This window comes from Halopseudomonas salina (genome assembly GCF_014637955.1).
GTDB lineage: Bacteria > Pseudomonadota > Gammaproteobacteria > Pseudomonadales > Pseudomonadaceae > Halopseudomonas > Halopseudomonas salina.
The window spans coordinates 322,460-347,363 of the sequence record NZ_BMFF01000002.1; the positions used below are offsets into that span (position 1 = coordinate 322,460).

Genomic DNA, 24,904 nt, shown 5'->3' on the forward strand with positions numbered 1-24,904 from the left:
CCCTGCCTGTTCACCTGTTCAGGGCATGTCGCGCAGACGGATCTCCACACCCAACTGCGCTGACATGCAGGGCCACTCCTGCCAGAGAGACCGTTTTCCCTCGACATTCATGCGCTGCTTGTATTCGCTGAAATCCGATCCGTGGAAAACGCTATCCGGGGCCAGGCCATCAACAGCTACCTGAACCATTGCATCCAGTTCGTTGGCGAACTCCTCTTCGAGCAGATGATGCACGATCAGGTTTGCGCGGGTGGTATCCAGAGGCACCAACTGGCCACCGCCGTGGGCCAGATAACGATCGTTGACCTCCTCCAGCAACCGGTGCGCCAGATAGGCTTCGTCCAGCAATGCCAGCAGGCCACGATGATCGGCAGGCAGATCCGGCGGCTGCAGAAAAAAAGTCTCGGCCACCTTCATTACCGGAAGCAACTGGGCGCCAATCCGCGCCTGGGTCGCAACCCCCATTGCAGCCTCCAGCACATCCGGAACCTGTCCTATATACCCACTTACAAAGCCCATGAAAGCATCTACATCATGCTCATCAACCGCTGCGATCGCTGGATGCAGCGTCGGTAATCGCTCCTGTAACCAGCCTCGCAGATAAGATTGAGTTGTCTCGTGCTGTTCTGCCAGGCTGATGCGCTCACGCAATGCGAGTATGTTCATCTGGGGCTCCGTTTATGCCGGCCGGATGCAGGCTGGCAAGGAAGGGTGAGGGGGTAGCTGGACAAACTAGCAGAGCATATTGATATCGTCAAAGTGACTCGCAAACGAGCCAATAGAATAGTTTGCAGAGTGTCTGGCAGTGCGTTGGCAGCGCATTTCCACAGAATGGGTAGTAACACAAATTCACTTCCGGATAATTGACAAAGAACAAAAAAAGAGGCCTTCGGGGGATTGCCATGAGACCTGTCAGGTCTATACTCAAGCGGTCTGGCAGTTTTTGGGGGGCCAGTCGTTATATCCACCTTCGCCCAGCGAGGGGCCGGAAATAGCGGCATTCGTGTTTATCAAGTCCTGATGACGGCATAAATACCCTTCCCTCCGCTCCAGAACAGATAACAAAAAAAAGGGGAACCGGGAATGTTGCGACATGCAAGCGCCTGGCTGGGTGGTCTGCTATTGCTGACACTCAGTGGCACCGTAAGCGCCGGGTGGGCATTTAATATGTCCGAAGGTGTGACCGACATCAGTCGGTCGGTATTCGATCTTCACATGCTGATCTTCTGGATCTGCGTCGTCATCGGCGTGATTGTTTTCAGTGTGATGTTCTGGTCGATGTTCATGCACCGCAAGTCCCGGGGCGCAGTACCCGCGACTTTTCATGAAAACATCTCGGTCGAGGTACTCTGGACCGTCATTCCACTACTGATCCTGATCGGCATGGCAGTGCCAGCCACCAAAACCCTGATTGAAATCTATGATGCGGAAGAATCCGACGTCGACATCATGATCACCGGATATCAGTGGCGCTGGCAGTACAAGTACCTTGGCGAGGACGTAAGCTTTCTCAGCAACCTCACCACCCCCCGCGACCAGATCAACAACCAGACCGACAAGGGCGAAAACTATCTACTCGAAGTAGATGAGCCCATGGTTGTGCCGGTTGGCAAGAAGATCCGCTTTCTGATCACCTCCGCAGACGTAATCCACTCCTGGTGGGTACCTGCGCTGGCGGTCAAGAAAGACGCCATACCCGGCTTCGTCAACGAGGCCTGGACGCGCATCGAGGAGCCCGGCATCTATCGCGGTCAATGTACCGAACTTTGTGGTCGCGACCATGGGTTCATGCCCGTCGTCGTCGACGCCAGAACCCAGGAAGATTACGACGCCTGGCTGGCAGACAAGAAGGCCGTAGCCGCGGCAGAAGCCGAACTGCGCGACAAGGAATGGTCACTGGCCGAGTTGATGGAGCGCGGCGAGCGTGTTTACAACACCAATTGCGCAGCCTGTCACCAAGCTGACGGCAGCGGTCTGCCACCGGCCTTCCCTGCACTCAAGGGTAGCGACATGGCTCTGAACGACATACCTGGCCACATCAATATTGTCGTCAACGGCAAGCCCGGTACATCAATGGCCTCATTTGATGGCCAGCTGTCTGAAGTGGATATTGCAGCGGTGGTCACCTACGAACGCAACGCGTGGGGTAACGACACCGGCGACATCGTCAGTCCGCTGGATATTCTCAACTTCAAAAACGGCCAATAGGAGACCATCATGAGTGCAGTGATCGATCATCATGCCGACCATGCCCATGGTCCGGCCAAAGGTTTGATGCGTTGGGTACTTACCACCAACCACAAGGACATCGGCTCGATGTACCTGTGGTTCAGCTTCGCCATGTTTCTGCTTGGCGGCACCATGGCCATGGTTATCCGCGCCGAACTATTCCAGCCCGGTCTGCAGCTGGTGCAGCCGGAATTCTTTAATCAGATGACCACCATGCACGGTCTGATCATGGTCTTCGGTGCGGTCATGCCGGCATTCGTGGGCCTGGCCAACTGGATGATCCCGATGATGATCGGGGCTCCGGACATGGCTCTGCCGCGCATGAACAACTTCAGCTTCTGGCTGTTGCCTGCCGCGTTCGGCCTCCTGGTTTCGACGTTGTTCATGGAAGGTGGTGGCCCCAACTTTGGCTGGACTTTCTATGCGCCACTGTCCACCACCTACGCACCACCCAGCGTGACCTTCTTCATTTTCGCCATTCACCTGGCCGGTATCAGCTCGATCATGGGCGCGATCAATATCATCGCCACCATTATCAACCTGCGCGCGCCGGGCATGACGCTGATGAAAATGCCGCTGTTCGTATGGACCTGGCTGATTACCGCTTTCCTGCTTATTGCGGTCATGCCGGTACTGGCGGGCGTGGTGACCATGATGCTGATGGACATCAATTTCGGCACCAGCTTCTTCAGCGCCGCCGGTGGCGGTGATCCGGTCATGTTCCAGCACATTTTCTGGTTCTTCGGGCACCCCGAGGTGTACATCATGATCCTGCCGGCTTTCGGTGCGGTCAGTGCGATCATCCCGGCCTTCAGCCGCAAACCACTATTTGGCTACACCTCGATGGTCTATGCCACCGCCGCGATCGCGTTCCTGTCGTTCGTGGTCTGGGCTCACCACATGTTTACCGTGGGCATACCGCTGACCGGTGAGCTGTTCTTCATGTACGCCACTCTGCTGATCGCGGTACCCACCGGCGTCAAGGTGTTCAACTGGGTCAGCACCATGTTCCGCGGCTCCCTGACCTTCGAAGCCCCGATGCTGTTTGCGGTAGCCTTTGTGATCCTGTTTACCATCGGTGGTTTCTCTGGCCTCATGCTGGCGATCGCCCCTGCGGACTTTCAGTATCACGATACCTACTTTGTAGTGGCGCACTTCCATTACGTGCTGGTACCGGGCGCGATCTTTGGCATCTTCGCTTCCGCCTACTACTGGTTGCCCAAGTGGACCGGCCACATGTACGACGAAGTCCTGGCCAAGACGCATTTCTGGATGTCTTTCGTGGGTATGAACCTGGCGTTCTTCCCGATGCACTTTATCGGCCTGGCCGGCATGCCGCGCCGGATTCCGGACTACAACATGATGTTTGCCAACTTCAACATGATTTCGTCAGTCGGCGCCTTCATGTTCGGCGCAACCCAGTTGTTGTTCCTGTTTATCGTCATCAAGTGCATCAAAGGCGGCCCCAAGGCGGCAGCCAAGCCGTGGGACGGCGCAGAGGGTCTGGAGTGGACGGTAGCGTCACCTGCTCCGTACCACACCTTCAGCACGCCACCGGAAGTGAAGTAAGAGGATGAGCGCAATGGGCGAAGGCATGAGCACAAAACGTCTGGTAGGCCGCCTGGTAATTCTGGTGGCCGGCATGTTCGGCTTCGGCTTCCTGCTGGTACCGATATACGACGTGATGTGCGATGCCTTTGGCATCAACGGCAAGACCAATAGCTCCGCCTATGAGGATAGGGGGCAGACAGTGGACGAATCACGCTCGGTGCGTGTGCAGTTCCTGTCGACCAATGCTCAGGGCATGGTCTGGTCATTTGGTCCGCAGGGTAATGAGCTGGTCATGCACCCCGGTGAAACCCGGGAAATGATCTTTACCGCGCACAACCCGACCGACAGACCCATGGTCGCCCAGGCGGTACCCAGCGTCTCACCGTCAAAGGCTGCCGCCTATTTTCACAAGACCGAGTGTTTCTGCTTTACCCAGCAGACGCTGCAGGCAGGTGAAACGGTGGAAATGCCCGTGCGCTTCATAGTCGATCCGGAGTTGCCGCAGGAAGTCCACAGACTGACCCTGTCCTACACGTTATTCGATATCACTGATCGCATGGCCGGCCCTGATGTGGCGGCGGTGCACAGCAACTGATTTTGACTGCCTGACAAGGAGAACAAGAGATGGCGAGTCACGAAGCACACGAAACGCACGAAGCTTATTACGTACCGGCCCAGAGCAAGTGGCCGATAGTAGGTTCCATCGGCCTGCTCACCTCGGTCTTTGGTGGCGGCACCATGATGGTCAGCAGTGGCGAAAGCGGCTACCTGATTCTTATCGCCGGCCTGTTGATTCTGACCTGGATGATGTTCGGCTGGTTTGGTGATGTCATCAAGGAGAGTCATCAGGGCCTTTACAGCGCACAGATGGACCGTTCGTTCCGGATGGGCATGGGCTGGTTCATCTTCTCGGAAGTCATGTTTTTCGCCGCGTTTTTTGGCGCACTCTTCTATGTGCGTACCTTTGCCGGCCCGTGGCTGGCAGGTGAGGGCGACAAGGGCGTCACCGGTATGCTGTGGCCCAACTTCGAATACGTCTGGCCGCTGATGACCAATCCCGACCCGGGCCTGTATCCCGGCCCCCAGGAGACCATCAGCCCGTGGCAGCTACCGCTGATCAACACCATCATCCTGATCACCTCCAGCGTTACAGTGACCTTTGCTCACCACGCCCTGCGTGCCGGCAAACGCGGCGCACTGAAAGCCTGGCTGGGGCTGACCGTCGCGCTTGCCGTGGTGTTTTTGGGCTTGCAGATTGCCGAATATTTTCACGCCTACAACGATCTGGGTCTGACCCTGGATTCAGGCATCTACGGCGCGACATTCTTCATGCTGACCGGCTTCCACGGCGCCCACGTGCTTATGGGAACCATTATTCTGTCGGTCATGCTGTTGCGTGTATACAAGGGACACTTCACTCCGGAGCAGCATTTCGGGTTTGAAGCGGCCAGCTGGTACTGGCACTTTGTTGATGTGGTCTGGGTGGGACTGTTTATCTTCGTCTATATTTTCTGACGCCAGGCGGCGGCCCAATGGCCGCCGGTCCTTTGCAGCCTGTGGTCTAGTGTAGCCAGGGTGTATTCCAGGTGAACTGACCGGACCAGAAGCCATAGGCAATCACCAGCATTACAGCGATAGTCAATCCGATGCGCACACTCAGGGCAGTCACCAGGCGGCCCTCACCGTTGACGTCCTTGACGAGAAAGAACAAGCCACTGAAAAGGCTGACGACAATAGCCAGCAGCAAGGCCAGAATGACCAGTTTTAACCACATAATCGAACATCCATGCTTATGAAGGGTTTGGCCATTATAGCTTCTGCACATGCTCAAGGTTGCCATGTCTGATATTTCCTCTGCTGCACGACGTTTCGCCCCGGGCTGGGCAATGACCGCGTTTGTCGGGTTCTTTCTACCGATCCTGGTGCTATTGGGATTCTGGCAGCTGGATCGCGCCGAAGAAAAGCAACTGCTGCAAGCGCGAATGGACCAGAGTCGCAGCGCTGTGGCTGTGCCCCTGAGCACATTACAGGGCGTCGAGAACGTTGCATGGCGTCCCGTGCAGATGCAGGGCATTTTCGATCCCGAGCTGATCTGGCTTCTGGATAACCGTACCCGTGGTGGCAATGCCGGGCTTGAAGTTCTGCAGGTGTTTATCGATGCCGACTCAGGCACAAGACTCATAGTCAATCGTGGCTGGCTTCCCTGGCCCGACCGACGCCAGATCCCGGAGGTCCGCACACCGCGTGGCACCCAGCGACTCGATGCAGAGGCCCTGCCCCCCACTGAAGCGGGCTTCACCCTGGGCACCACCCACGTAACGCCAGGCTGGCCAAAGCTGATAACGCGTGTGGATGTGGATGCCATGCGTGAAGCCAGTGGCGAAATTCTGCTGCCCTGGGTAGCTCGATTACGCACCGGCAGCGACGCCGCGTTGACGCTCGACTGGCCCGAGCTACCGATGACGTCCAGCAAACATACTGCCTATGCCGTTCAATGGTTTGCATTGGCACTGGCCCTGCTGGCACTCTTTATCTGGGCTGGACTGCGGCCCGAAACCCCGGAGAAAAACAAGAATGCATGACAGGGAACAAACGTCCGCGATCAGATCCAAGCCACGCGGGCAACTCAAATTACTGGCCATAGTGGCTATTGTCCTGGGGCCCATCTTACTGGCAGGCCTGATGGCCAAGCTGGGTGTAGGTATTCCGGATTCGCAAACCAATCGCTCGGATCTCATCGAGCCCGCCATCAGCGTTGACGACTGGCAACTCGACATCGAGCCGGTAGGTTACGGCGCGCCATGGCGACTTCTGGTCACCTCAACCGGCGACTGCGAGGCGACTTGCATGGAGCTGGTGCATGAAGCCCGACAGATCAATGTTGCCCTGGGCCGTGAAGCCGGACGGGTCGAGCATGTGATTGCACTGAGTACACCCGCCACTGGCGCGCTACTCGAACGGCTTGAACGCGAATATCCCCGTCTGCAGCAGGCCAATCTGGTGCCCGACGCCTATGACAGCAGCCTGACAGCCCATCCAGTGGAATGGCGCGAAGGGGCTCAGTTGTGGCTGATCGACCCGCTTGGCCGGGTCGTACTGCATCAGGCTCCGGATGAGCCTGGCAAACAACTGCTTGATGACCTCAAGCACCTGTTGAAAGTATCCAAGGTAGGGTAACGACCATGCGCAAACCCGGTTATGTCTTTGCCCTCTGTGCCCTGGTATTTGGCTTTGTTGTGGTCATCCTCGGCGCTTACACCCGTCTTGTGCATGCCGGCCTTGGTTGTCCCGACTGGCCTGGTTGCTACGGCTTTCTTGGTGTCCCGCAATCACCCGAATCGATTCAACTTGCCGAAACACGCTTTCCCGATGAACCAGTAGAGGTATTCAAGGCCTGGGCCGAGATGATTCATCGCTATGTGGCCGGTATTCTGGGCCTGATCATCCTGGGTCTGGCGCTTTACAGCCTGCGCCAGCGCAACGTTCCCGGCTATCCCGTCAAATTGAGCTTCGGCCTGCTTCTGCTGGTAGTCTGTCAGGCCGCATTCGGCATGTGGACGGTGACGCTGAAGCTCTGGCCGCAAATTGTCACGGCGCACCTGCTGGGCGGCTTCGCTACACTGAGCCTGCTTTTGCTCCTGTCGCTGCGCCTGTCAGGCCGCCTGGCACCCCTGTCACCGCGCAAGGTAGTAGTGCGCTTGCGGTATTTCGCCCGATTCGCACTGGTGGTAGTTATTGCCCAGATCATGCTGGGTGGCTGGACCAGCACCAACTACGCTGCGCTCGCCTGCGTCGATCTGCCCACCTGTCATGGCGTCTGGTGGCCCGAGATGGACTTCGCTGCCGGCTTTCATCTGTTCCACGAAATCGGCCCGAACTATCTCGGCGGTATCCTTGAAGGCGAAGGACGCACGGCAATCCATGTGACCCATCGTATCGGCGCGGTTATTACCAGTGTCGTGTTGCTACTCCTGGCCTGGCGGATGCTGGAAGTCGGTCTGGGTCGGCTGGCTGGCCTGCTGGTTGCGGTGCTGGCCGTACAGATCAGCCTGGGTGTCAGCAATGTGTTGCTGCATCTTCCGCTGGCTGTCGCCGTGGCACACAACGCCGTAGGTGCCGTGCTCCTGTTGGTCATGGTGGCGATCAACTACCGTTTGCGCGCGCCGGCCAGGAATGCGTTTTTCAGTACCGACAGCTCGTCGGGGCTACTGGCCAGCCATTGAACCCTGGCGCATACTGGCTGCCAGAACAATAACTCGAACAATAACAAACGCTGCGGCGTTCTGGGGAAGCACTGATGACGACCTTGACCAATACCGCACAGGCCAGCGCCCAATGGCGCGACTACCTGGAGCTGACCAAGCCCAAGGTGGTGGCCCTGATGATCATCACCTCGGCCATCGGGATGCTGCTGGCAACCGAAGGCATGGTGCCCTGGACAGTGCTGCTGTTGGGTAACCTGGGCATCGCGTTATGCGCCGGTTCAGCCGCAACGGTGAATCACCTGGTTGACCGCCGCATCGACATACACATGGCACGCACCCAACGGCGTCCGATGGCCCAGGGCCGGGTCAACCCGATCAGCGCCATGTTGTTTGCACTGGTGACCGGCGTCACCGGGATGGCCATCCTGCTGATCTGGATCAACCCGGTCACTGCGTGGTTAACCCTGGGTTCACTGCTGGGCTATGCCGTTGTCTATACCCTGTTCCTCAAACGCGCCACGCCCCAGAATATTGTCATTGGTGGCATTGCCGGTGCCGCACCGCCGCTGCTTGGATGGACCGCGGTAACCGGTCAGATTGATGCCGAAGGCCTGCTGCTGGTGTTGATCATCTTTGCCTGGACGCCACCGCATTTCTGGGCGCTGGCCATCCACCGCAAGGCAGAGTATGCCAAGGTCGATATACCGATGTTGCCGGTGACCCATGGCGAGCGCTACACCAAGCTGCACATTCTGCTCTATACCTTCATTCTGCTGGCAGTCAGCATGCTGCCATTCGTTATTCACATGAGCGGCCCGATCTACCTGGCCGCCGCCCTGCTGCTGGGTGCGCGCTTCATAGACTGGGCCTGGGCCCTGTGGCGCGACAGTCGTCCCCACGCGGCGATCAAGACTTTCAAATTCTCCCTCTGGTATTTGCTCTGGTTATTCGTGGCACTGCTGGTTGATCATTATGTCGGAGTTGCCGGATGGCTATGAGTGGTGTGCAGAAAACGGTACTGGTCACCGTTGCGGCAATTGCGCTGGTGCTGGGTGCAGTGGTGGCCAAGGTCAACCGTCAGGCCCCGTTGGACCGGGAAGTGCTTTCCAATTCAGGCATCTTTCTGTTCGACAGCCCACGCAACCTGCCGGATATCGAGTTACAGGCTGCCACAAGTGACCTATGGACCAACCAGGACCTGACAGGGCAGTGGGATCTGCTCTTCTTCGGCTACACCTTCTGTCCGGATATCTGCCCGACCACCATGGCGGACTTGCGCTCAGTGGTCGAATCGCTAACGCCGGCTGCACGCGAGCAATTGCGCGTCACCATGGTCAGCGTGGATCCGGAACGCGACACACCACAACAGCTGACCGAGTACCTTGCGTACTTCAAGGCCGGCTTCAAGGGCGTGACTGGTGAGCCCGCTGAGCTTGCCAGGCTGGCTCAGGCCCTCTCGATTGCCTATATTCCGCCCGATACCAGTGAAGAAAATTACCTGGTCGACCATAGCGGGCAAGTAGTCATGATCAACCCGCAAGGCCAGTATGTCGGTTTCATCCGACCGCCATTCAAGATCGCCGAACTGAGTCTGTGGCTGCCGCGCATCATGAATCCCCAGTAGATGAGTGGTTGCTGAGCGCCTGAGTTGTTGCGGGCCCGCCGGCAGCAACCCTGTCTTTCATCAGCCTGATCACCTTTCCCGTCTTGCCCGCAACTCCCACTGCCTGCCCATCCTTCTGGGAGCCCGCGCGCGCCTGGCTGAGTAACACCGGGATCAACTTGCCCTCGGTCAATCCCTTCCAGAAACGCAGCGGCATATGGCCCTGCATGACCTTGCGGTTCAGCCGTGCAGGATTGAAGATACTGGCATAGTAGGTTTCCCAGAGCGCGTCGTCCTTGCCCCGTACTGCCTCCGCCCGAGCCAACCACTCCGGCGGACAGGGTTGGCGATAATGCAATTGCTTGCCATCGAACCATACACCGTCACGTGGCGTGGCAATCAGCCAGCGCTGACGTCCGAGCCGTTCAGCAAAATGCATGCTCGCACTGGCGAGGATGTCATGGGCAGGCTCGTGCCAGGCTACATAATCGAGCTGCTCATCCGCTGGCAGAGGATGGAAACGCAGGAACGCATGCAGGTGATGCGCCTCGCGGCTGGCCGACTTTATACGCCGGTGCATTTCACTGCCATCCGGATCTCCGGCCAGCATCGCCTGACGCTCACCTCTGACCACCCGCCAGAGAATCCGGTAAAGCAGATTCCAGCGCCCCGGCGTGCGATAACGCGCAGCGCTTTTTAACTGGCCAAGTAACTCCGCAGGGACACGGTGGGTCGACGCCGTAGCGGCGTAGGCTGGTGCCGGCTCTGCTGCAAACAACTGCGGAATCCTTTCATCCTCCCACACCACGTCATGGGGCGGCACGTTCTGGGCCAACAACTGCCGGGCCTGGCTTCGCCAGCACTCAAAATCATCGTCACAGCACAATACCTGCATGCGCTTCCCTCAGGCCCAAAGCGCCATCTGCGCTGGCTGATCACTCAGCTGCCGGCGAAGCTGACTGGATTCGACCGTATCCTGGCGCGGACGGTAATCGCTGGTGATGATAAATGGCCGGGCCTTGTCTATCACGCAGCGCATGCGCACCAGGTCCTCAAAGCGGATACGCTTGAGACGACGCAGACTGACGATACGTTGAGCTGTCCTGATTCCGATCCCGGGTATGCGCGCAATCATTGCCGGCTCAGCCAGATTCAGATCGACCGGAAACTGCGCCCGGTTGACCAGTGCCCAGGCCAGCTTGGGGTCGATATCCAGGGGCAGATTGCCCTGCGCGCCAATCAGCTCACCGGCCTTGAAGCCGTAACTGCGCAGCAGAAAATCGGCCTGATAAAGTCGATGTTCACGCAGGAGCGGAGGCGCCTGAAAGGGGACCGAAGCGGGGCTATTGGGAATGGGGCTGAACGCCGAATAATAGACCCTGCGCAGCCGGTAATCGCCGTACAGGGATTCAGCCGTGTGCAGTATGCGGCTGTCGTCGCTGGCGTCAGCTCCAACGATCATTTGCGTGCTTTGCCCGCCCGGGGCAAATTTGGGCGCGCGCTTGTCCGCGCGGGACTCATTGGAAGCGCTGTCGATCGTGCCCATGGCGCCGGTAATACTGCCAATCTGTTTTTCGGGTGCCAGGCGTATCAGGCTGTCCGGACTGGGCAACTCGATGTTCACGCTAAGCCGGTCGGCATAACGGCCGGCCTCCTCGATCAACGCCGGGTCTGCCTCCGGGATCGTCTTGAGGTGAATATAGCCCCGGAACTGATGCTCCTTGCGCAGTAGTCTGGCTACGCGAATCAACTGCTCCATGGTGTAGTCAGGCGACTGAATGATGCCCGAACTGAGAAACAGCCCGCTGACGTAATTACGCTGGTAGAAATCCAGAGTCAGCTTGACCACTTCTTCGGGCATGAAGCGCGCCCGCGGCACATCACTGGAGCGCCGATTGACGCAGTACTGACAATCATAGAGGCAGAAATTGGTCAGCAGAATCTTTAACAGGGATACGCAGCGGCCGTCCGGCGTATAGCTGTGACATATACCCATCCCGTTGGTGGCGCCAATGCCATCCTTGCCCTTGGAGCTACGCTTGGGTGCACCACTACTGGCACAGGACGCATCATATTTCGCCGCATCAGCCAGGATGGTGAGTTTCTCGATGAGTTCCATGGCACAACCTTATACTGTATAGATACACAGCATAAGCGCTGCTCGGTCGCTACTCAACCAGTCTGCATCCATGGTTACAATATGCCTGGGCGTCGCTATCAATCTGGCCCCTCGAACAGCTCACCTTCTACCACCAGCACCGTTTGCCCCGGCGATTTGCGTGGCAGATCCCAACCGCCGGTCAGAGCACCAAATGATGGTAATACGCTTACCTGGTCACGAAACCAGAATACCGGAGCACGCAGGCGATCGGCCGCGACCTGCAGGGTCAGAACCGGGTGAAGGTGCCCGGCCAGCACATGACGTCCCGTCACTGGTTCTGGCTCGTGGCGTAAACGAAAGGGGCCGAGATCCAGATGCTCATGCCAGTCAATGCCCAGCTCCACGCCCGCGGCGTGCCGGTCGTGATTGCCCACCACGGCTTCCATTGATACAGCCCGATGCCGAGCCCGCCAGATGGGAAACAGATCGAGAAAGGGCTCGCCGGAAAGGGGCCGGTGGTGGAAAAAATCACCCAGCACAATCAGCCTTTGGGGTTTGAATTCGTCCAGCAAAAGGCTCAGGCGCTGCAGGTCATCGCGGCTCTGGCCGCTGGGCACCGCCAAACCACGGCGACGCATCAGCGCTGCCTTGCCAAAATGGGTGTCGGCTACCAGCAATGTCGACTCGGCGGGATAGAAAAGTGCGCGCTCACCGTGAAGCACCACATCAGCTCCTGCCAACTGCCATTCCAGAGTGCGACTCATGGATGCCTCCCAGGTTTGCGCGCTGCGTGTTTTTCCAGGCTGTCCATCATCCGCTGTACCCTTTCGCGCCAGCCTTCGGTACTGATCCGGTTGCGCTGGCGCTCTACCCAAAGCGGGAAAGCGAGGGGTGAAAAGCGCTCCAGCGAAACCAGGACCAGCTGCTGACCAGCTGCGTGCTCAAGCACACTGCGTAAACGCTGGATTTCCAGTTGATCTTCGAGCACTTCACGGCTGGCCTGGGCCAGCAGTCGATGTTCGGGATCATAGCGCTTGAGGGTATCGTAAAGCAGTCCGCTGGATGCCTGCAGCTGGCGGTCACTCTTGCCACGCCCGGGGAAGCCCTGAAACACCAGACCACTGACCCGGGCAATATCCCGGAACTGGCGGCGGGCCAGCTCACCGGCGTTCAACGCAGCCAACACATGATCGAGCAGATCCTCGGGATCAAGCAGTGCATGCCAGTCGGCATCGGTCATTTCAGGGAAGGTGGTGGAGGTAAGCAACTCGAGCCCGTAATCATTCACTGATAACGAGAACGTGGCCGGCATTATTTGCCCCAGGCGCCAGGCAAGCAGTGCCGCCAGACCTTCGTGGGCCAGCCGTCCGGCAAAGGGATAGATAAACAGGTGATGACCTTCGCGGGAGGTGCAACGTTCGATCAACAGCCGGTTACGCCCGGGCAAAGCCGACTGCTGCTTCTGCAGCTCCAGCACCGGAGCGATGGCGGCCACTTCGGCATCCTTATACTGACCCGCCTGCACCTCTTCGAAAATGGCCAGCACGCTATCGGCCAGCTCACTGGACAGCGGCAAGCGTCCACCATACCAGCGCGGAACGCTATGCCGCTTGGTCTTGGCCAGGCGCACGTAGGCGACCAGATCTCGCACCTTGACCAGCTCCAGGGCACGGCCTGAAAACAGAAACACATCACCGGGCTTGAGCCGGGCAATGAAAGTCTCCTCAATGCTGCCCAGGCTACCGCCCTTCATGAAACGTACCTGAATCTGCGCGTCGCTGGTGATGGTACCTATCGCCAGCCGATGACGACGGGCAATACCGGTGTCTTCCACCGTATAGCGACCGTCCTGCACCACCACGCGCTGAAACTGGGGGTAGTGCTCCAGCACCGGTCCACCCCGGGTGATGAACACCAGGCACCAGTTAAAGAGGGTTTCGTCCAGTTCAGCGAAGGCATGGGTGCTGCGCAACTCGGCCAGCGCCTGTTCGGGAACGAAGCCAGGCCCCGCCGCCAGGGTGACAAGATGCTGCACCAGCACATCCAGGCTCAATCGTAGAGGCCGCCGGGCTTCCACACGACCCGCCTCCCAGGCGCGGCGCACTGCGGCGATCTCTACCAGCTCCAATGCGTGACTGGGCACACAGAGAATTTCACTGGCCGCGCCCGGCTGGTGCCCGGAACGCCCGGCGCGCTGCATCAGGCGGGCCACACCCTTGGGGCTGCCAATTTGCACAACCCGATCCACCGGCGAAAAATCCACGCCCAGATCCAGGCTCGAAGTGCAGACAACACAGCGGAAATCCCCTTGGCGCAAACCCTCTTCGATACGGCGGCGCACCTTGCGATCAATGGAGCCATGATGCAGCCCGAGTTCGGTTACCCATTCCAATCGCGCCTTGATGATCGCCTCGAACCAGAGCTCGGCCTGGGAACGGGTATTGGTAAACAGCAATGCCGTTTTTCCCTCCCCCAGATAATCGAGTACACCCTCAAGCTGTGACAGACCCAGATGCCCGGCCCAGGGGAAACGTTCGACATTGGCCGGGCACAGGCCCCGAATAGTGATAGGTTTACTCTGCGCCCCGGCAATACGCTCTCCCGGTGCAGCGCCCTCGCCCAGCAATACCGACATGGCCTCGTCCAGGTTGCCCAGGGTCGCCGACAATCCCCATACCGACAGCTTGGGCTGTCGAGCGCGCAACCAGGCCAGGCAAAGCTGCAGTTGGACGCCACGCTTGTTGCCGAGCAACTCATGCCACTCATCGACAACAACCGCGTCAAGATGTCTGAAGCTTTCCTCGGCATTGCGGTAAGAGAGCAGCACCGACAGGCTCTCGGGGGTGGTGACCAGAGCTTCCGGCAGTTTGCGTCGTTGCCGTGCTCGTACGCTGGCAGTGGTGTCGCCGGTGCGGGTCTCGACTGCCCAGTCCAGCCCCAGGCTGTCGACCGCCTGTTGCAGATGGCCTGCGGTATCACTGGCCAGGGCGCGCAAGGGTGTAATCCAGAGCACACGCAGGCCGCCAGTGCGCGCAGGTTTTTCCAAGGCAGCTGACACCGGGCCCAGCCAGGCTGCCAGGGTTTTGCCCGAGCCTGTTGAAGCATGGATCAAACCACTGCGTCCGGCACGAAATGCCTGCCAGGCCTGACGCTGGAAAGGCGCTGGGGTCCAGCCCTGAGCGGCAAACCAGGTTTCGATCAGCGCCAGACCGTCACCGGCGCTTTTAGCTGCCACAGGCTTAGCCGCCATACAGACGCAGCAGGTCTTTCACCTGCTCCAGGGTATCGGCCTCGGCCACGGGCTTGTCCTGACGCCAGCGAGCAATGCGTGGAAAGCGCAAGGCAATGCCGGACTTGTGCCGGGGAGAGGGTTGAATGCCCTCGAAGGCAATTTCCAGCACATGCTCGGGTTTCAACGAACGCACCGGCCCGAACTTCTCGACGGTGTTGCGACGGATCCAGTGATCAAGCTTCTGGATTTCCTTGTCGGTCAGGCCGGAATAGGCCTTGGCGATAGGCACAAAGGCATCGCCATCACGCACTGCCAGGGTGTAATCGGTGTACAGATTGGCGCGCCGGCCGTGGCCGGGCTGGGCGTACAGCAATACAGCATCGATCGTCAGCGGCTCGATCTTCCATTTCCACCAGTCACCGCGTACTCGACCACTGCGATAGGGGCTGTCCAGCCGTTTGAGCATCAGCCCCTCGACCATGCGCTCGCGGCTTTCCTCGCGCAATTGCGCTAGCCCATGCCAATCGCTGGCGGTGACACTCGGGCTGATACGCACTGCGGTTTCGCCGCTGCCGGCAAGCAGCTCTTCCAGCAAGGCACGGCGCTCACCAAGCGGTCGCTCGCGCCAGTCCTGTTGCTGATATTCCAGCACGTCGTAGGCAAGAAAGATGACCGGCACTTCGCGCAGCATTTTCTCGCCAATTGTCTTGCGCTGAATGCGTCGCTGCATCTGCGAGAACGGCAATACACCGCTATCCCAGGCGAGAATTTCCCCGTCAAGGACTACCTCCGGCAAGTCCGTTGCGGCTAACTCCACCTCCGGGAAACGGCCATTCATGGGCTCCTCCCCGCGTGACCATAGCCAGACCCCACCGGGTCGGGCGATCAGCTGCGCGCGAATCCCATCCCACTTCCATTCCGCCAACCAATCCTGCGCTGCGCCCAGTGACTCCGGCTCACTTTCAAGAGGCGAGGCCAGAAAGAACGGATATGGCTGACCTTCACGCTCCTCCCGTTGCTCCTGGTCGAAGAGCGCTGTGAAGAACTCAGCTGTGGGTTCGAATTCGCCGATCAGCCGCCTTGCGATCAGAGCCCTTGGCAAATCACCCAGCGCGGCCAGAGCGCGCTCGACCAGACCGCGGGATACGCCTACCCGCAGGCTGCCGGTCAGCAGCTTGTTGTAGAGGAAGCACGCCGGTCGCGGCAGGCTGCGCCAATGGGCCAGCACATGGGCTTTCTGCTCGGGCTCTTCGAGCTTGCGCAGGCCCAGGATTGCCTGTTCGATCCATTCAGCCAGGGAGCCATCCACCGCCCGACGCTCACCCTCATCCTCCATAAGCAGGCTTATGGTTTCGGCCAGATCGCCCACATGCTGATAGGTTTCCTCCACCAGCCAGTCCGGAAGCCCGCTTGCCTCGGCCAGCCATTCGCGCAGCTTGCGCGGGCCGATCAGGCGTTTCATCCGTCGCCCGGCCAACATGTAAACAGCCCAGGCTGCATCACCCGGTGGCGCAACACGGAAATAGTCGATCAGTGCGTCCTGCTTGACCTGGGTGCGGGTGGTGGCGTCGAGCTCGGCATACAGATTGGCAAAGGCCTGCATCAATCGTCCTCGCCGCCGTACAGGGTAGTCAGCGCCCGCGCATCAATTCCCTCGTGCTCGCGCAAATAGCGAACCAGGTCATCGCTGCGGCCATGGGTCGTCAGTACGGTGCTGGCACCGCAGTCACGGATGGTATTCAACAGGGCCGGCCAGTCAGCATGATCACTGAGCTCGAAGCCCTGATCATAGCCCCGTCGCCGGCGGTTTCCGCGTATACGCATCCAGCCCGAGGCAAAGCCGGTACTGGCATTCTTGTATCGGCGCATCCAGGGCGATCCGGCGGCGGAGGGCGGTGCCAATATCAGTTTCCCATTCATGCTTTCCGAGCGAGGCAGTTCGGATACCGCTTGCGTGGGTAGCATGGCGACATCCGCGTCCCTATATAGCCCGGTCAGTGCCACCATCGCGCCATGCAGATATACCGTGCGATCGGTGTGCGCGGTCAGCGCCGCCAACACTCGTTGCGCCTTGCCGAAGGCATAGGTAAACAGAACACACGGCCGATCCGGGTTGCCTGACCACCAGTCCCAGATCTGCTGGCCAACCTCCTCTACCGGTGGCCAGCGATAACAGGGCAGAGCAAAGGTGGCTTCAGTAATCAGGGTATCGCAGGGCACCACTTCAAAGGGTGCACAGGTGGGGTCGGCATCGCGCTTGTAATCGCCACTGACCACCCAAACCCGACCATCATCATGGGCGACGCGGACTTGCGCCGAGCCCAGCACATGGCCTGCCGAATGCAGGCTCAGGGTGATGGGGCCGAAGCGCCGTTGCTCGCCGTATGCCAGACCGATGAACTCATGCTCGCCCAGGCGATGGCGCAAAATGGGGACGCTCAGATGCTGGGCGTAATAAAGCTGATGGCCTGAACGCGCATGATCGGCGTGGGCATGGGTAATCACGGCCGTCGCTACCGGCCTCCAGGGATCGATATGGAAATTGCCGGCTGGGCAGTAAAGCCCTTCATCGGTAGGAATAACCAGGGGATCATGCATGCAATGGGGTACGTGTTGTCCAATTCGGCTTCAGCCTATCCGAGAAATAGGACAACGGGATCCTCGAGCTGTTACAGCGCGTGTAACAGCTCGATCACTGTTGGCAATACACCTCGGCTCAGGCGCGACGAGGTACAACCACTGCCAGCAGAAACAGCAGGGCAGCGGAAACGACAATGGATGGACCCGCCGGGGTATCGAGATTCCATGACAGCGTCAGTCCGCCAAGAACCGCAAGACAGCCCAACACGCTGGCCCCCAGCGCCATCTGCTCAGGCGTGCGAGCATGCCGCTGCGCCGCGGCAGGGGGAATGATCAACAGGGAGGTAATCAGCAACACGCCGACGATCTTCATCGCCACGGCAATCACAATGGCGATCAACAGCATCAGGGCCAGTCGTATGGCCGTGACCGGCAGCCCTTCTACCCTGGCCAACTCCTCATGCACGGTGATCGACAACAAGCGGCGCCATAACCAGGCCAACAGAACGCTGACCAATGCAAGGCCGCCCAGCATCCAGTACAGATCCGACCGGGCGATCGCCAGTAGATCGCCGAACAGGTAAGCCATCAGGTCTATCCGCACATTATCGGACAAGGCCAACACCACCAGCCCGAGCGACAGAGTACTGTGCGCCAGAATGCCCAGCAGCGTATCGCTGGCCAGCCATTGCTTGTGCTGCAGCGCAACCAGCAGCACCGCGAGGAGAACGCACCCCAGGGTGACCGAAACGGTCAGGTTGATTTCCAGGAGGATACCAAGCGCTACCCCCAGCAGTGCGGAGTGCGCGAGGGTATCGCCAAAATAGGCCATGCGTCGCCAGACCACGAACGACCCCAGCGGCCCCGCAGTCATGGCCAGAGCGAGCCCGGCAAGCAGTGCGTAAAGCAGAAAATCAGGCATGGTTGCAACCGGGTCCATGTTGGTGGGGCGCGCCGTCGACTACTTCACCGTGCAGGTCGTGGGCGTGGTCATGGTGATGGCTGTATACCGCCAGCGCGCTGGCGCGTTCACCAAACAGAGCCAGAAAAGCGGGGTCGGTACTGACCTGCTCGGGGTGGCCGGAACAGCACACATGGCGATTGATACACACCACCGTATTGGTGGTGGCCATGACCAGATGCAAGTCATGGGAAACCATCAAAACGCCACAGCCATAGCGATCACGCAGTCTGTTGATCAACTGATAGAGCTCGACCTGGCCATTGACATCCACACCCTGCACCGGCTCATCAAGTACCAACAGGTCCGGCTGACGCAACAGCGCCCTGGCCAGCAACACCCGCTGCAATTCACCGCCCGAGACCTGCTGCAACGGCCGATCACTCAGATGAGGGGCGGCAACATCCTCCAGGGCGGCCAACCCCTGCGCCCTGGTAACGCCCGGCGCCAGCAGCAGAAACCGCAATACCGTCAATGGCAGGCTGGCATCCACTTCCAGCTTCTGTGGCATGTAGCCAATGCGTAAGCGTGGCTCTCGTAGCACCGAGCCCGAGTCGGCCTTGAGCAGCCCAAGCACGATTCTGACCAGGCTGGTCTTGCCTGCACCGTTAGGTCCGATCAAGGTGACGACCTCACCCCGACGGACGCTCAGGCTGACATTTTCCAGGATGGCATTGCCTTGCAGGCGCAGGCTGACGCTCTGCAGATCGAGTAACCGCTCGCTCATGCTGCCGCCTGACACTGGGCGCACACACCGGTAATTTCCACAGTTTCGGACTCGATCTGAAAGCCCGCCGCATCGGCGCTGTCAGCAATGGCGCGGCGAATGGCGTCGCGATCCAGCTCAATGGCGATGTGGCACTGCTTGCAGATCAGAAATTGGCCCTGATGGCTATGCTCGGGGCTCGGACAACCGATAAACGCATTGAGTGAGGCTATCCTGTGCACCAGACCCTGTTCGAGCAAAAAGTCCAGTGCACGGTACACCGTTGGTGGCGCCGCACGGCGACCGTCCGCCCGGGCCAACGTATCGAGAATATCGTAGGCTCCCAGCGGTTTGTGGCTGGCCCAGACCAGCTCCAGCACGCGTTTGCGCAACGCGGTGAAGCGCACACCGGCGCGCTCGCACAGGTGTTCGGCAGACTCCAGCGCGCCACTCACGCATTCGCTGTGGTCATGGGGCTGATGGGGATCGTTGAGCATGCTTGTGTCTGGCATGAGGGCCTGGCCTTCAAAGTGGGTCTGTGCAAGGGCGAAAGTGCTGTTATCATATAACACTTTTCACCTTTGGAGGTATGGCCCATGCGGCTACGTCTGTATTTCTGTCTGATATGCCTGCTGGGCGCCAGCCATGCGCTGGCTGCCGACAATTCCCGGGTACTGACCACGATCAAACCCCTGCAACAGATAGCCGCGGCCGTGATGGATGGCGTAGACAGCCCGGCGCTACTGATGGAGCCTGGCGCCTCACCGCACACTTATGCGCTTCGCCCCTCCGACCGCCGCGCCCTGGCTGCGGCCGAACGTATCTACTGGGTCGGGCCGGAACTGGAACTGTTTCTTGAGGACCTGCTTGAGCGGCAGGAAAATTCCGTCGCACTGCTGCATCTGCCGCAGATGAGCGTTCGCGAGCAACTGCAGTCGCATAACTTTCAACAGGAAGAGCCTTCCGGACATGCTGGCCACGACACCCATGGGCAAGAGCATGACCACGGGCATGACCACGGCAGCTTGGATCCGCATATCTGGCTATCGCCGACCAACGCCAGGGCCATAGCCCGTTACATGGCAGAGGATCTTGCCAGCGTATATCCACAGCAGAGCGACCAGCTGCAAGCCAACCTCGCCGTATTCGAGCAGCGTTTGGCAGCGGTGGATGCCAGCCTGCAGGCAAGACTGAATGTGCTGCAGGACAAGCCCTATTTTGTCTTTCACGATGGCTACGGCTATTTCGAGGATCACTACGGCATACGCCCCCAGGGTATCTTCAGCCTGTCCCACGAGGTACAGCCCGGGGCGCGACACGTCAACCAGTTGCGCCAGCAATTGCAGGCAGCAGGGCCGAGTTGCGTGTTTACCGAGCCGCAATTCACTCCGCGTCTGGTCAACAGTCTGACCGAAGGTCTGCCTGTCAGCGTCGGGGTCCTGGATCCGCTGGGTAGCGCGATCGAAGTGGGGCCAAAAGGGTACGAACGCACGCTCGAAGACATTGCCGGGGCACTTGCCAGCTGCCTGGAAACGCTCTGATCAGAGCGCCATGGGCAGTTGCACGGCCACTTCACGGTGGCCTTCGAGAACCCGCAGAAAATGCGCCGGATCCTTGATCAGTACGCCGGGCTTCTCCTGATGATCAGCCGCCGCGATCCGGCGCGAGAGCCAGAAACGCAGCGCTGCCAGGCGCAGCATATCCGGCCAGTGGGTCGCTTCCACGGTCAGAAAGCGCCGTTGGCTAGCGTAACCGGCCAGCAATGCCTGGGCTCGCTCCGGATCAAGGCGCGCATTGTCGTCCAGACACCAGTCATTCGCGCAGATCGCCAGGTCATAGAGCGCCCAGCCAGTGGCCGCGTTGTAGAAGTCGATCAGCCCGGTCAGATTGGGGCCTTCGAACAGCACATTATCGCGAAACAGATCACCGTGGAGCACCGCCTTGGGCATGGGCGGACGCTCGGCCAGCAGGCCGTGCATCAGCGGCAACAGGGGCTCGATCAGCGCACGCTCTGACTCACTCATATCACCAAGCATGTTGCTGGTCTGTGTTTCCATCCACGCCAATCCGCGGTCGCTCTGACGCACCAAATCACTGGAAAGGGTTGCCGCGTGCATCTGCGCCAGCACCTTGCCCAGTGCCTGGCAGTGCCTCTCGTCGGGCTGCTGTATGTGCTTGCCGGGTAACCGCGGCTGCAACAGGGCTGGCTTGCCGTTCAGCTGGTGCAGCTTGCGGCCCAGCTGATCCGGCACCGCGAAAGGTACCGGCAAATCAGCTCCATGCAGGCAGTCAAGCAGGCTGACGAAGAACGGCAACTCATCCACGGGGCCACGCTCAACCAGCGTTAGCACAAACTCGCCCTGCTCGCAGCTGACAAAAAAATTACTATTCTCGGTGCCCGCGCTGATGCCCTCGAAGGCCACCAGGCGGCCAAGGTCGAAGGGCTTGAGGAAGGCGCTCAGCTCATTCTGGCTGAGTGGGGTAAATACAGACATCGGCTCAGGCTACCATTCGAAGATTTTCCAGGACGGTATGCGCATGCCTTCGGGTTGATCCGAGCGCATGAAATTGCCTTCGTCATCCACCGCAACCAGGAAGTAGGGCGGTCCGTTGTTGGGTATCACCTTGATGGCGTAGAGAAAACCGTTGACCCGGTATTCCTCGACGGTGCGATTACCCTCCTGACGAATAACGACTTCAGGCTCGCCCGTCAGCTCTTCCTGAGCCAGAGCAGCCGAGCCAATAGTAAGTACCAACCCGGTAACGGCCAATGCACGGCCAAGCATGCGTATCATGATAGTCTAGTCCCTTGATGATATGACCCCATCATTCTAGCCTCTTTTTAGCCATGGGAAGTTGACCTGAAGCATGACTGATCAAGCCCCCCTCGTTCTGGTGGATGGTTCCTCGTACCTATACCGGGCATTCCACGCGCTACCACCATTGATGACCTCGACCGGAAAACCCACAGGAGCGGTCAAGGGCGTGCTGAACATGCTCAACAGCTTGCGCCGGCAGTATCCGGACAGCCCTTTCGCGGTAGTGTTCGACGCCAAGGGCAAGACCTTCCGCGATGAGCTGTTCGAGGACTACAAGTCCCAGCGCCCGCCGATGCCTGATGATCTGCGCGTTCAGATCGAACCCTTGCACGCCAGCGTGAGGGCCCTGGGCCTGCCGCTACTTTGCGTGGATGGTGTCGAAGCAGACGATGTTATCGGCACGTTGGCCCGCCAGAGCGCAGCAGCAGGCTGCCCGGTAGTCATTTCCACCGGCGACAAGGACATGGCGCAGCTGGTGGATGAACACATTACTCTGGTCAACACCATGAGCGGCACCGTGCTGGACATTGCCGGGGTGAAGGAAAAGTTCGGTGTGGGCCCCGAGTGCATCATCGATTTTCTCGCGCTGATGGGCGACAAGTCGGACAATATTCCGGGTGTCCCCGGGGTTGGCGAGAAGACCGCGGTTGGCCTCGTAGCTGGCATCGGCGGCGGCCTGGACCTGATCTATGCCAACCTCGACAAGGTGCCGGAGCTGCCAATCCGCGGCGCCAAGAAGCTGCCGGAGAAGCTGCTGGAACATAAGGAGATGGCGTATCTCTCCTATCAACTGGCGACTATCAAGATCGACGTCGAGCTGGAGTTGCGCGCCGACGCGCTGATGCCGGGCGAGCCCGACCGTGATGCATTGAAAAAGCTCTACCAGGAACTGGAATTCAAGAACTGGCTGGATGATCTGGTGCGCGAGGAAAAAGCCGCCGGAGTCGCGCGAGCTGCGCCTGACCAGGCCGAAACCCTCGAAACACGCTATGCAACCGTCCTTGCCTGGGATGACTTTGAAAGCTGGCTGGATAAACTCAAGGCCGCGCCGCTGTTTGCCTTTGACACCGAAACAACCAGCGTACACGCCCAGCTTGCCGAGCTTGTGGGGGTTTCGCTGGCAGTCAGCCCCCATGAAGCCGCGTATATTCCGCTGCGTCACAGCTATATGGGCGTGCCAGAGCAACTGGATCGCGATCAGGTGTTGGCCGCGCTCAAGCCGCTGCTCGAAGATGCAGAAAAACCCAAGGTTGCGCAACACGCCAAGTACGATATCAATGTACTGGCTCATTACGGTATCAGCGTACGCGGCGTCGCCTTTGACACCATGCTCGAGTCCTATGTGCTCGACTCCACCGCCACGCGCCATGACATGGACAGCCTGGCGCTGAAATACCTGGGCCAGGGCACCACCCGGTTTGAAGACATTGCCGGCAAGGGCGCCAAGCAGCTGACCTTCGACCAGATTGCCCTTGAGCAGGCAGCTCCCTACGCCGCCGAAGACGCCGACGTGACACTGCGATTGCATCAGACTCTGTGGGCCAGACTGGCCGAGCAGCCATCGCTTGCCAGTGTTCTCCAGGATATCGAGATGCCCCTGGTACCCGTGCTGGCTGACATTGAACGCTGTGGCACACTTGTGGATGCACAGCTGCTGGGTATTCAGAGCCGCGAGCTGGGCGAGAAAATGGTTGCACTGGAGCGCGAGGCATTCGAGCTGGCCGGCGAAGAGTTCAACCTCGGCTCGCCCAAGCAGCTTGGCGTCATTCTGTACGAGAAGCAGGGCATCCCGGTTATCTCCAAGACCGCCAAGGGCCAGCCATCAACCGCCGAGGCGGTGCTGGCCGAATTGGCCGAGCAAGGTTATCCGCTGCCCCAGGTGATCATGCAGTACCGCACGGTAAGCAAGCTCAAGAGCACCTATACCGATCGACTCCCAGAGCAGATCAATCCGCGCACCGGGCGTATCCATACCAGTTACCACCAGGCAGTTACCGCCACTGGACGGCTGTCCTCATCGGACCCGAACCTGCAGAACATTCCGATCCGCAGCGCCGAGGGACGTCGCATCCGTCAGGCATTCATCGCGCCCAAGGGCTACAAGCTGATGGCCGCCGACTACTCGCAGATCGAATTGCGCATCATGGCCCATCTGGCAAAGGACGAGGGCCTGCTGCACGCATTTCGTCATGGCCTGGATGTACACAAGGCCACTGCAGCTGAAGTATTCGGTGTGGAACTTGACGATGTTTCAGCAGACCAGCGACGTAGCGCAAAGGCCATCAACTTCGGCCTGATCTATGGGATGAGCGCATTCGGCCTGGCCAAGCAGATCGATGTCGACCGCAAGCAGGCCCAGGCCTATATCGATCGCTATTTCACCCGCTACCCCGGCGTACTTGCGTACATGGAGCGCACCCGGGCCCAGGCCGGCGAGCAGGGCTATGTGGAAACCCTGTTTGGCCGCCGCCTGTATCTCCCGGAAATACATGCCAAGAATCAGGCCATGCGCAAGGGTGCGGAACGCACCGCGATCAACGCGCCCATGCAGGGTACTGCCGCCGATATCATCAAGCGTGCAATGGTCACCGTGGATAACTGGCTCCGCGAAACGGGTCTGGATGCCCGCGTTGTCATGCAGGTACACGACGAACTGGTTCTGGAGGTTCGTGAGGACCTTGTCGAGCAGGTAAGTGCCGGATTGAAGCAGCATATGGCCGGCGCCGCATCACTGGAGGTGCCCCTGGTTGTTGATGTCGGCGTGGGGAATAACTGGGACGAGGCGCATTGAGCAAAAATAATGGTGATATTCGTGAAAGAAACTGGAACTAAACAAACACGGGCCTAGTCAGAATGTGTGAATGGCCAGTCAAGCCTTTCATGTTCCTAGATGTGATTTAGTGTTGGCAGAACGTCG

Annotated in this window: 24 protein-coding genes; 11 read left to right on the forward strand and 13 right to left on the reverse strand. The window is 59.3% G+C overall.

The genetic code is table 11. The features are described 5' to 3' along the window. Nucleotides 1-18: 18 nt before the first annotated feature. Complete coding sequence (locus IEV54_RS05390) at nt 19-666, reverse strand: hypothetical protein (protein ID WP_150276313.1); 648 nt, start codon at nt 664-666, stop codon at nt 19-21. 417 nt (nt 667-1,083) lie between these two features. Between IEV54_RS05390 and coxB the strand changes: the two genes are divergently transcribed. From coxB to IEV54_RS05410, 4 genes are read left to right on the forward strand one after another with little or no spacing between them, the layout of a single operon-like run. Continuing rightward, nucleotides 1,084-2,208 (forward strand): cytochrome c oxidase subunit II, encoded by a 1,125-nt coding sequence (gene coxB, locus IEV54_RS05395; protein ID WP_150276314.1) that lies wholly within the window; start codon nt 1,084-1,086, stop codon nt 2,206-2,208. A 9-nt stretch (nt 2,209-2,217) separates the two neighbouring features. Continuing rightward, on the forward strand, nt 2,218-3,798 hold the full coding sequence (gene ctaD / locus IEV54_RS05400; protein WP_150276315.1) for a cytochrome c oxidase subunit I: 1,581 nt from the start codon (nt 2,218-2,220) through the stop codon (nt 3,796-3,798). 13 nt (nt 3,799-3,811) lie between these two features. Beyond that, nucleotides 3,812-4,375 carry a cytochrome c oxidase assembly protein gene (locus IEV54_RS05405; protein ID WP_150276316.1) on the forward strand — a complete coding sequence of 188 codons (564 nt, stop codon included), beginning with the start codon at nt 3,812-3,814 and terminating at the stop codon, nt 4,373-4,375. Between the two features lie 29 nt (nt 4,376-4,404). Continuing rightward, a complete protein-coding gene (locus IEV54_RS05410; protein ID WP_150276317.1) occupies nt 4,405-5,295 on the forward strand; it encodes a cytochrome c oxidase subunit 3 in 891 nt (296 codons plus the stop codon). Nucleotides 5,296-5,341: 46 nt separating this feature from the next. Here IEV54_RS05410 and IEV54_RS05415 read toward each other — a convergent pair whose 3' ends face one another. Continuing rightward, on the reverse strand, nt 5,342-5,554 hold the full coding sequence (locus IEV54_RS05415) for a DUF2909 domain-containing protein (RefSeq protein ID WP_150276318.1): 213 nt from the start codon (nt 5,552-5,554) through the stop codon (nt 5,342-5,344). Between the two features lie 64 nt (nt 5,555-5,618). Between IEV54_RS05415 and IEV54_RS05420 the strand changes: the two genes are divergently transcribed. The 5 genes from IEV54_RS05420 (at nt 5,619) to IEV54_RS05440 (ending at nt 9,609) form a co-directional block, all read left to right on the forward strand. After that, on the forward strand, nt 5,619-6,362 hold the full coding sequence (locus IEV54_RS05420; RefSeq protein WP_188434331.1) for an SURF1 family protein: 744 nt from the start codon (nt 5,619-5,621) through the stop codon (nt 6,360-6,362). Then, entirely contained in the window at nt 6,355-6,957 is a 603-nt protein-coding gene (locus IEV54_RS05425) for a redox-active disulfide-containing membrane protein (RefSeq protein ID WP_150276320.1), read from the forward strand. Before IEV54_RS05420 ends, IEV54_RS05425 begins: the two co-directional genes overlap by 8 nt. A gap of 5 nt (nt 6,958-6,962) precedes the next feature. Beyond that, on the forward strand, nt 6,963-8,003 hold the full coding sequence (locus IEV54_RS05430; RefSeq protein ID WP_150276321.1) for a COX15/CtaA family protein: 1,041 nt from the start codon (nt 6,963-6,965) through the stop codon (nt 8,001-8,003). Nucleotides 8,004-8,077: 74 nt separating this feature from the next. Next, on the forward strand, nt 8,078-8,983 hold the full coding sequence (gene cyoE, locus IEV54_RS05435) for a heme o synthase (protein ID WP_150276322.1): 906 nt from the start codon (nt 8,078-8,080) through the stop codon (nt 8,981-8,983). Continuing rightward, nucleotides 8,980-9,609, forward strand: a complete 630-nt coding sequence (locus tag IEV54_RS05440) for an SCO family protein (protein WP_150276708.1) — start codon at nt 8,980-8,982, stop codon at nt 9,607-9,609. The genes cyoE and IEV54_RS05440 overlap by 4 nt, the downstream gene beginning before the upstream one ends. On the opposite strand, the gene IEV54_RS05445 is transcribed toward IEV54_RS05440, so the two are convergent. From IEV54_RS05445 to IEV54_RS05485, 9 genes are all read right to left on the reverse strand, one after another. Beyond that, nucleotides 9,593-10,483 carry a TIGR03915 family putative DNA repair protein gene (locus IEV54_RS05445; protein WP_150276323.1) on the reverse strand — a complete coding sequence of 297 codons (891 nt, stop codon included), beginning with the start codon at nt 10,481-10,483 and terminating at the stop codon, nt 9,593-9,595. The two genes, IEV54_RS05440 and IEV54_RS05445, sit on opposite strands and share 17 nt — an antisense overlap. Nucleotides 10,484-10,492: 9 nt before the next feature. Continuing rightward, nucleotides 10,493-11,707, reverse strand: a complete 1,215-nt coding sequence (locus tag IEV54_RS05450; RefSeq protein WP_150276324.1) for a putative DNA modification/repair radical SAM protein — start codon at nt 11,705-11,707, stop codon at nt 10,493-10,495. Between the two features lie 98 nt (nt 11,708-11,805). Next, nucleotides 11,806-12,453 (reverse strand): ligase-associated DNA damage response endonuclease PdeM, encoded by a 648-nt coding sequence (gene pdeM / locus IEV54_RS05455; RefSeq protein ID WP_150276325.1) that lies wholly within the window; start codon nt 12,451-12,453, stop codon nt 11,806-11,808. Next, entirely contained in the window at nt 12,450-14,924 is a 2,475-nt protein-coding gene (locus IEV54_RS05460; RefSeq protein ID WP_223825351.1) for a ligase-associated DNA damage response DEXH box helicase, read from the reverse strand. The genes pdeM and IEV54_RS05460 overlap by 4 nt, the downstream gene beginning before the upstream one ends. 4 nt (nt 14,925-14,928) lie before the next feature. Then, on the reverse strand, nt 14,929-16,524 hold the full coding sequence (locus IEV54_RS05465) for an ATP-dependent DNA ligase (protein WP_150276327.1): 1,596 nt from the start codon (nt 16,522-16,524) through the stop codon (nt 14,929-14,931). After that, nucleotides 16,524-17,519 (reverse strand): ligase-associated DNA damage response exonuclease, encoded by a 996-nt coding sequence (locus tag IEV54_RS05470; RefSeq protein WP_150276328.1) that lies wholly within the window; start codon nt 17,517-17,519, stop codon nt 16,524-16,526. The genes IEV54_RS05465 and IEV54_RS05470 overlap by 1 nt, the downstream gene beginning before the upstream one ends. Before the next feature lie 118 nt (nt 17,520-17,637). Then, on the reverse strand, nt 17,638-18,423 hold the full coding sequence (gene znuB / locus IEV54_RS05475; RefSeq protein WP_150276329.1) for a zinc ABC transporter permease subunit ZnuB: 786 nt from the start codon (nt 18,421-18,423) through the stop codon (nt 17,638-17,640). Continuing rightward, nucleotides 18,416-19,189 carry a zinc ABC transporter ATP-binding protein ZnuC gene (gene znuC / locus IEV54_RS05480; protein ID WP_150276330.1) on the reverse strand — a complete coding sequence of 258 codons (774 nt, stop codon included), beginning with the start codon at nt 19,187-19,189 and terminating at the stop codon, nt 18,416-18,418. The genes znuB and znuC overlap by 8 nt, the downstream gene beginning before the upstream one ends. After that, a complete protein-coding gene (locus tag IEV54_RS05485) occupies nt 19,186-19,680 on the reverse strand; it encodes a Fur family transcriptional regulator (RefSeq protein WP_150276331.1) in 495 nt (164 codons plus the stop codon). The genes znuC and IEV54_RS05485 overlap by 4 nt, the downstream gene beginning before the upstream one ends. A gap of 84 nt (nt 19,681-19,764) precedes the next feature. Here IEV54_RS05485 and znuA point away from each other — a divergent pair, with 84 nt between their 5' ends. Continuing rightward, nucleotides 19,765-20,709 carry a zinc ABC transporter substrate-binding protein ZnuA gene (gene znuA, locus IEV54_RS05490; RefSeq protein ID WP_150276332.1) on the forward strand — a complete coding sequence of 315 codons (945 nt, stop codon included), beginning with the start codon at nt 19,765-19,767 and terminating at the stop codon, nt 20,707-20,709. On the opposite strand, the gene IEV54_RS05495 is transcribed toward znuA, so the two are convergent. Both IEV54_RS05495 and IEV54_RS05500 read right to left on the reverse strand, forming a co-directional pair. Then, a complete protein-coding gene (locus IEV54_RS05495; protein WP_150276333.1) occupies nt 20,710-21,663 on the reverse strand; it encodes a homoserine kinase in 954 nt (317 codons plus the stop codon). A gap of 9 nt (nt 21,664-21,672) precedes the next feature. Continuing rightward, complete coding sequence (locus IEV54_RS05500; protein WP_150276709.1) at nt 21,673-21,954, reverse strand: DUF2782 domain-containing protein; 282 nt, start codon at nt 21,952-21,954, stop codon at nt 21,673-21,675. A gap of 82 nt (nt 21,955-22,036) precedes the next feature. Between IEV54_RS05500 and polA the strand changes: the two genes are divergently transcribed. Continuing rightward, complete coding sequence (gene polA, locus IEV54_RS05505; RefSeq protein WP_150276334.1) at nt 22,037-24,778, forward strand: DNA polymerase I; 2,742 nt, start codon at nt 22,037-22,039, stop codon at nt 24,776-24,778. Nucleotides 24,779-24,904: the final 126 nt, after the last annotated feature.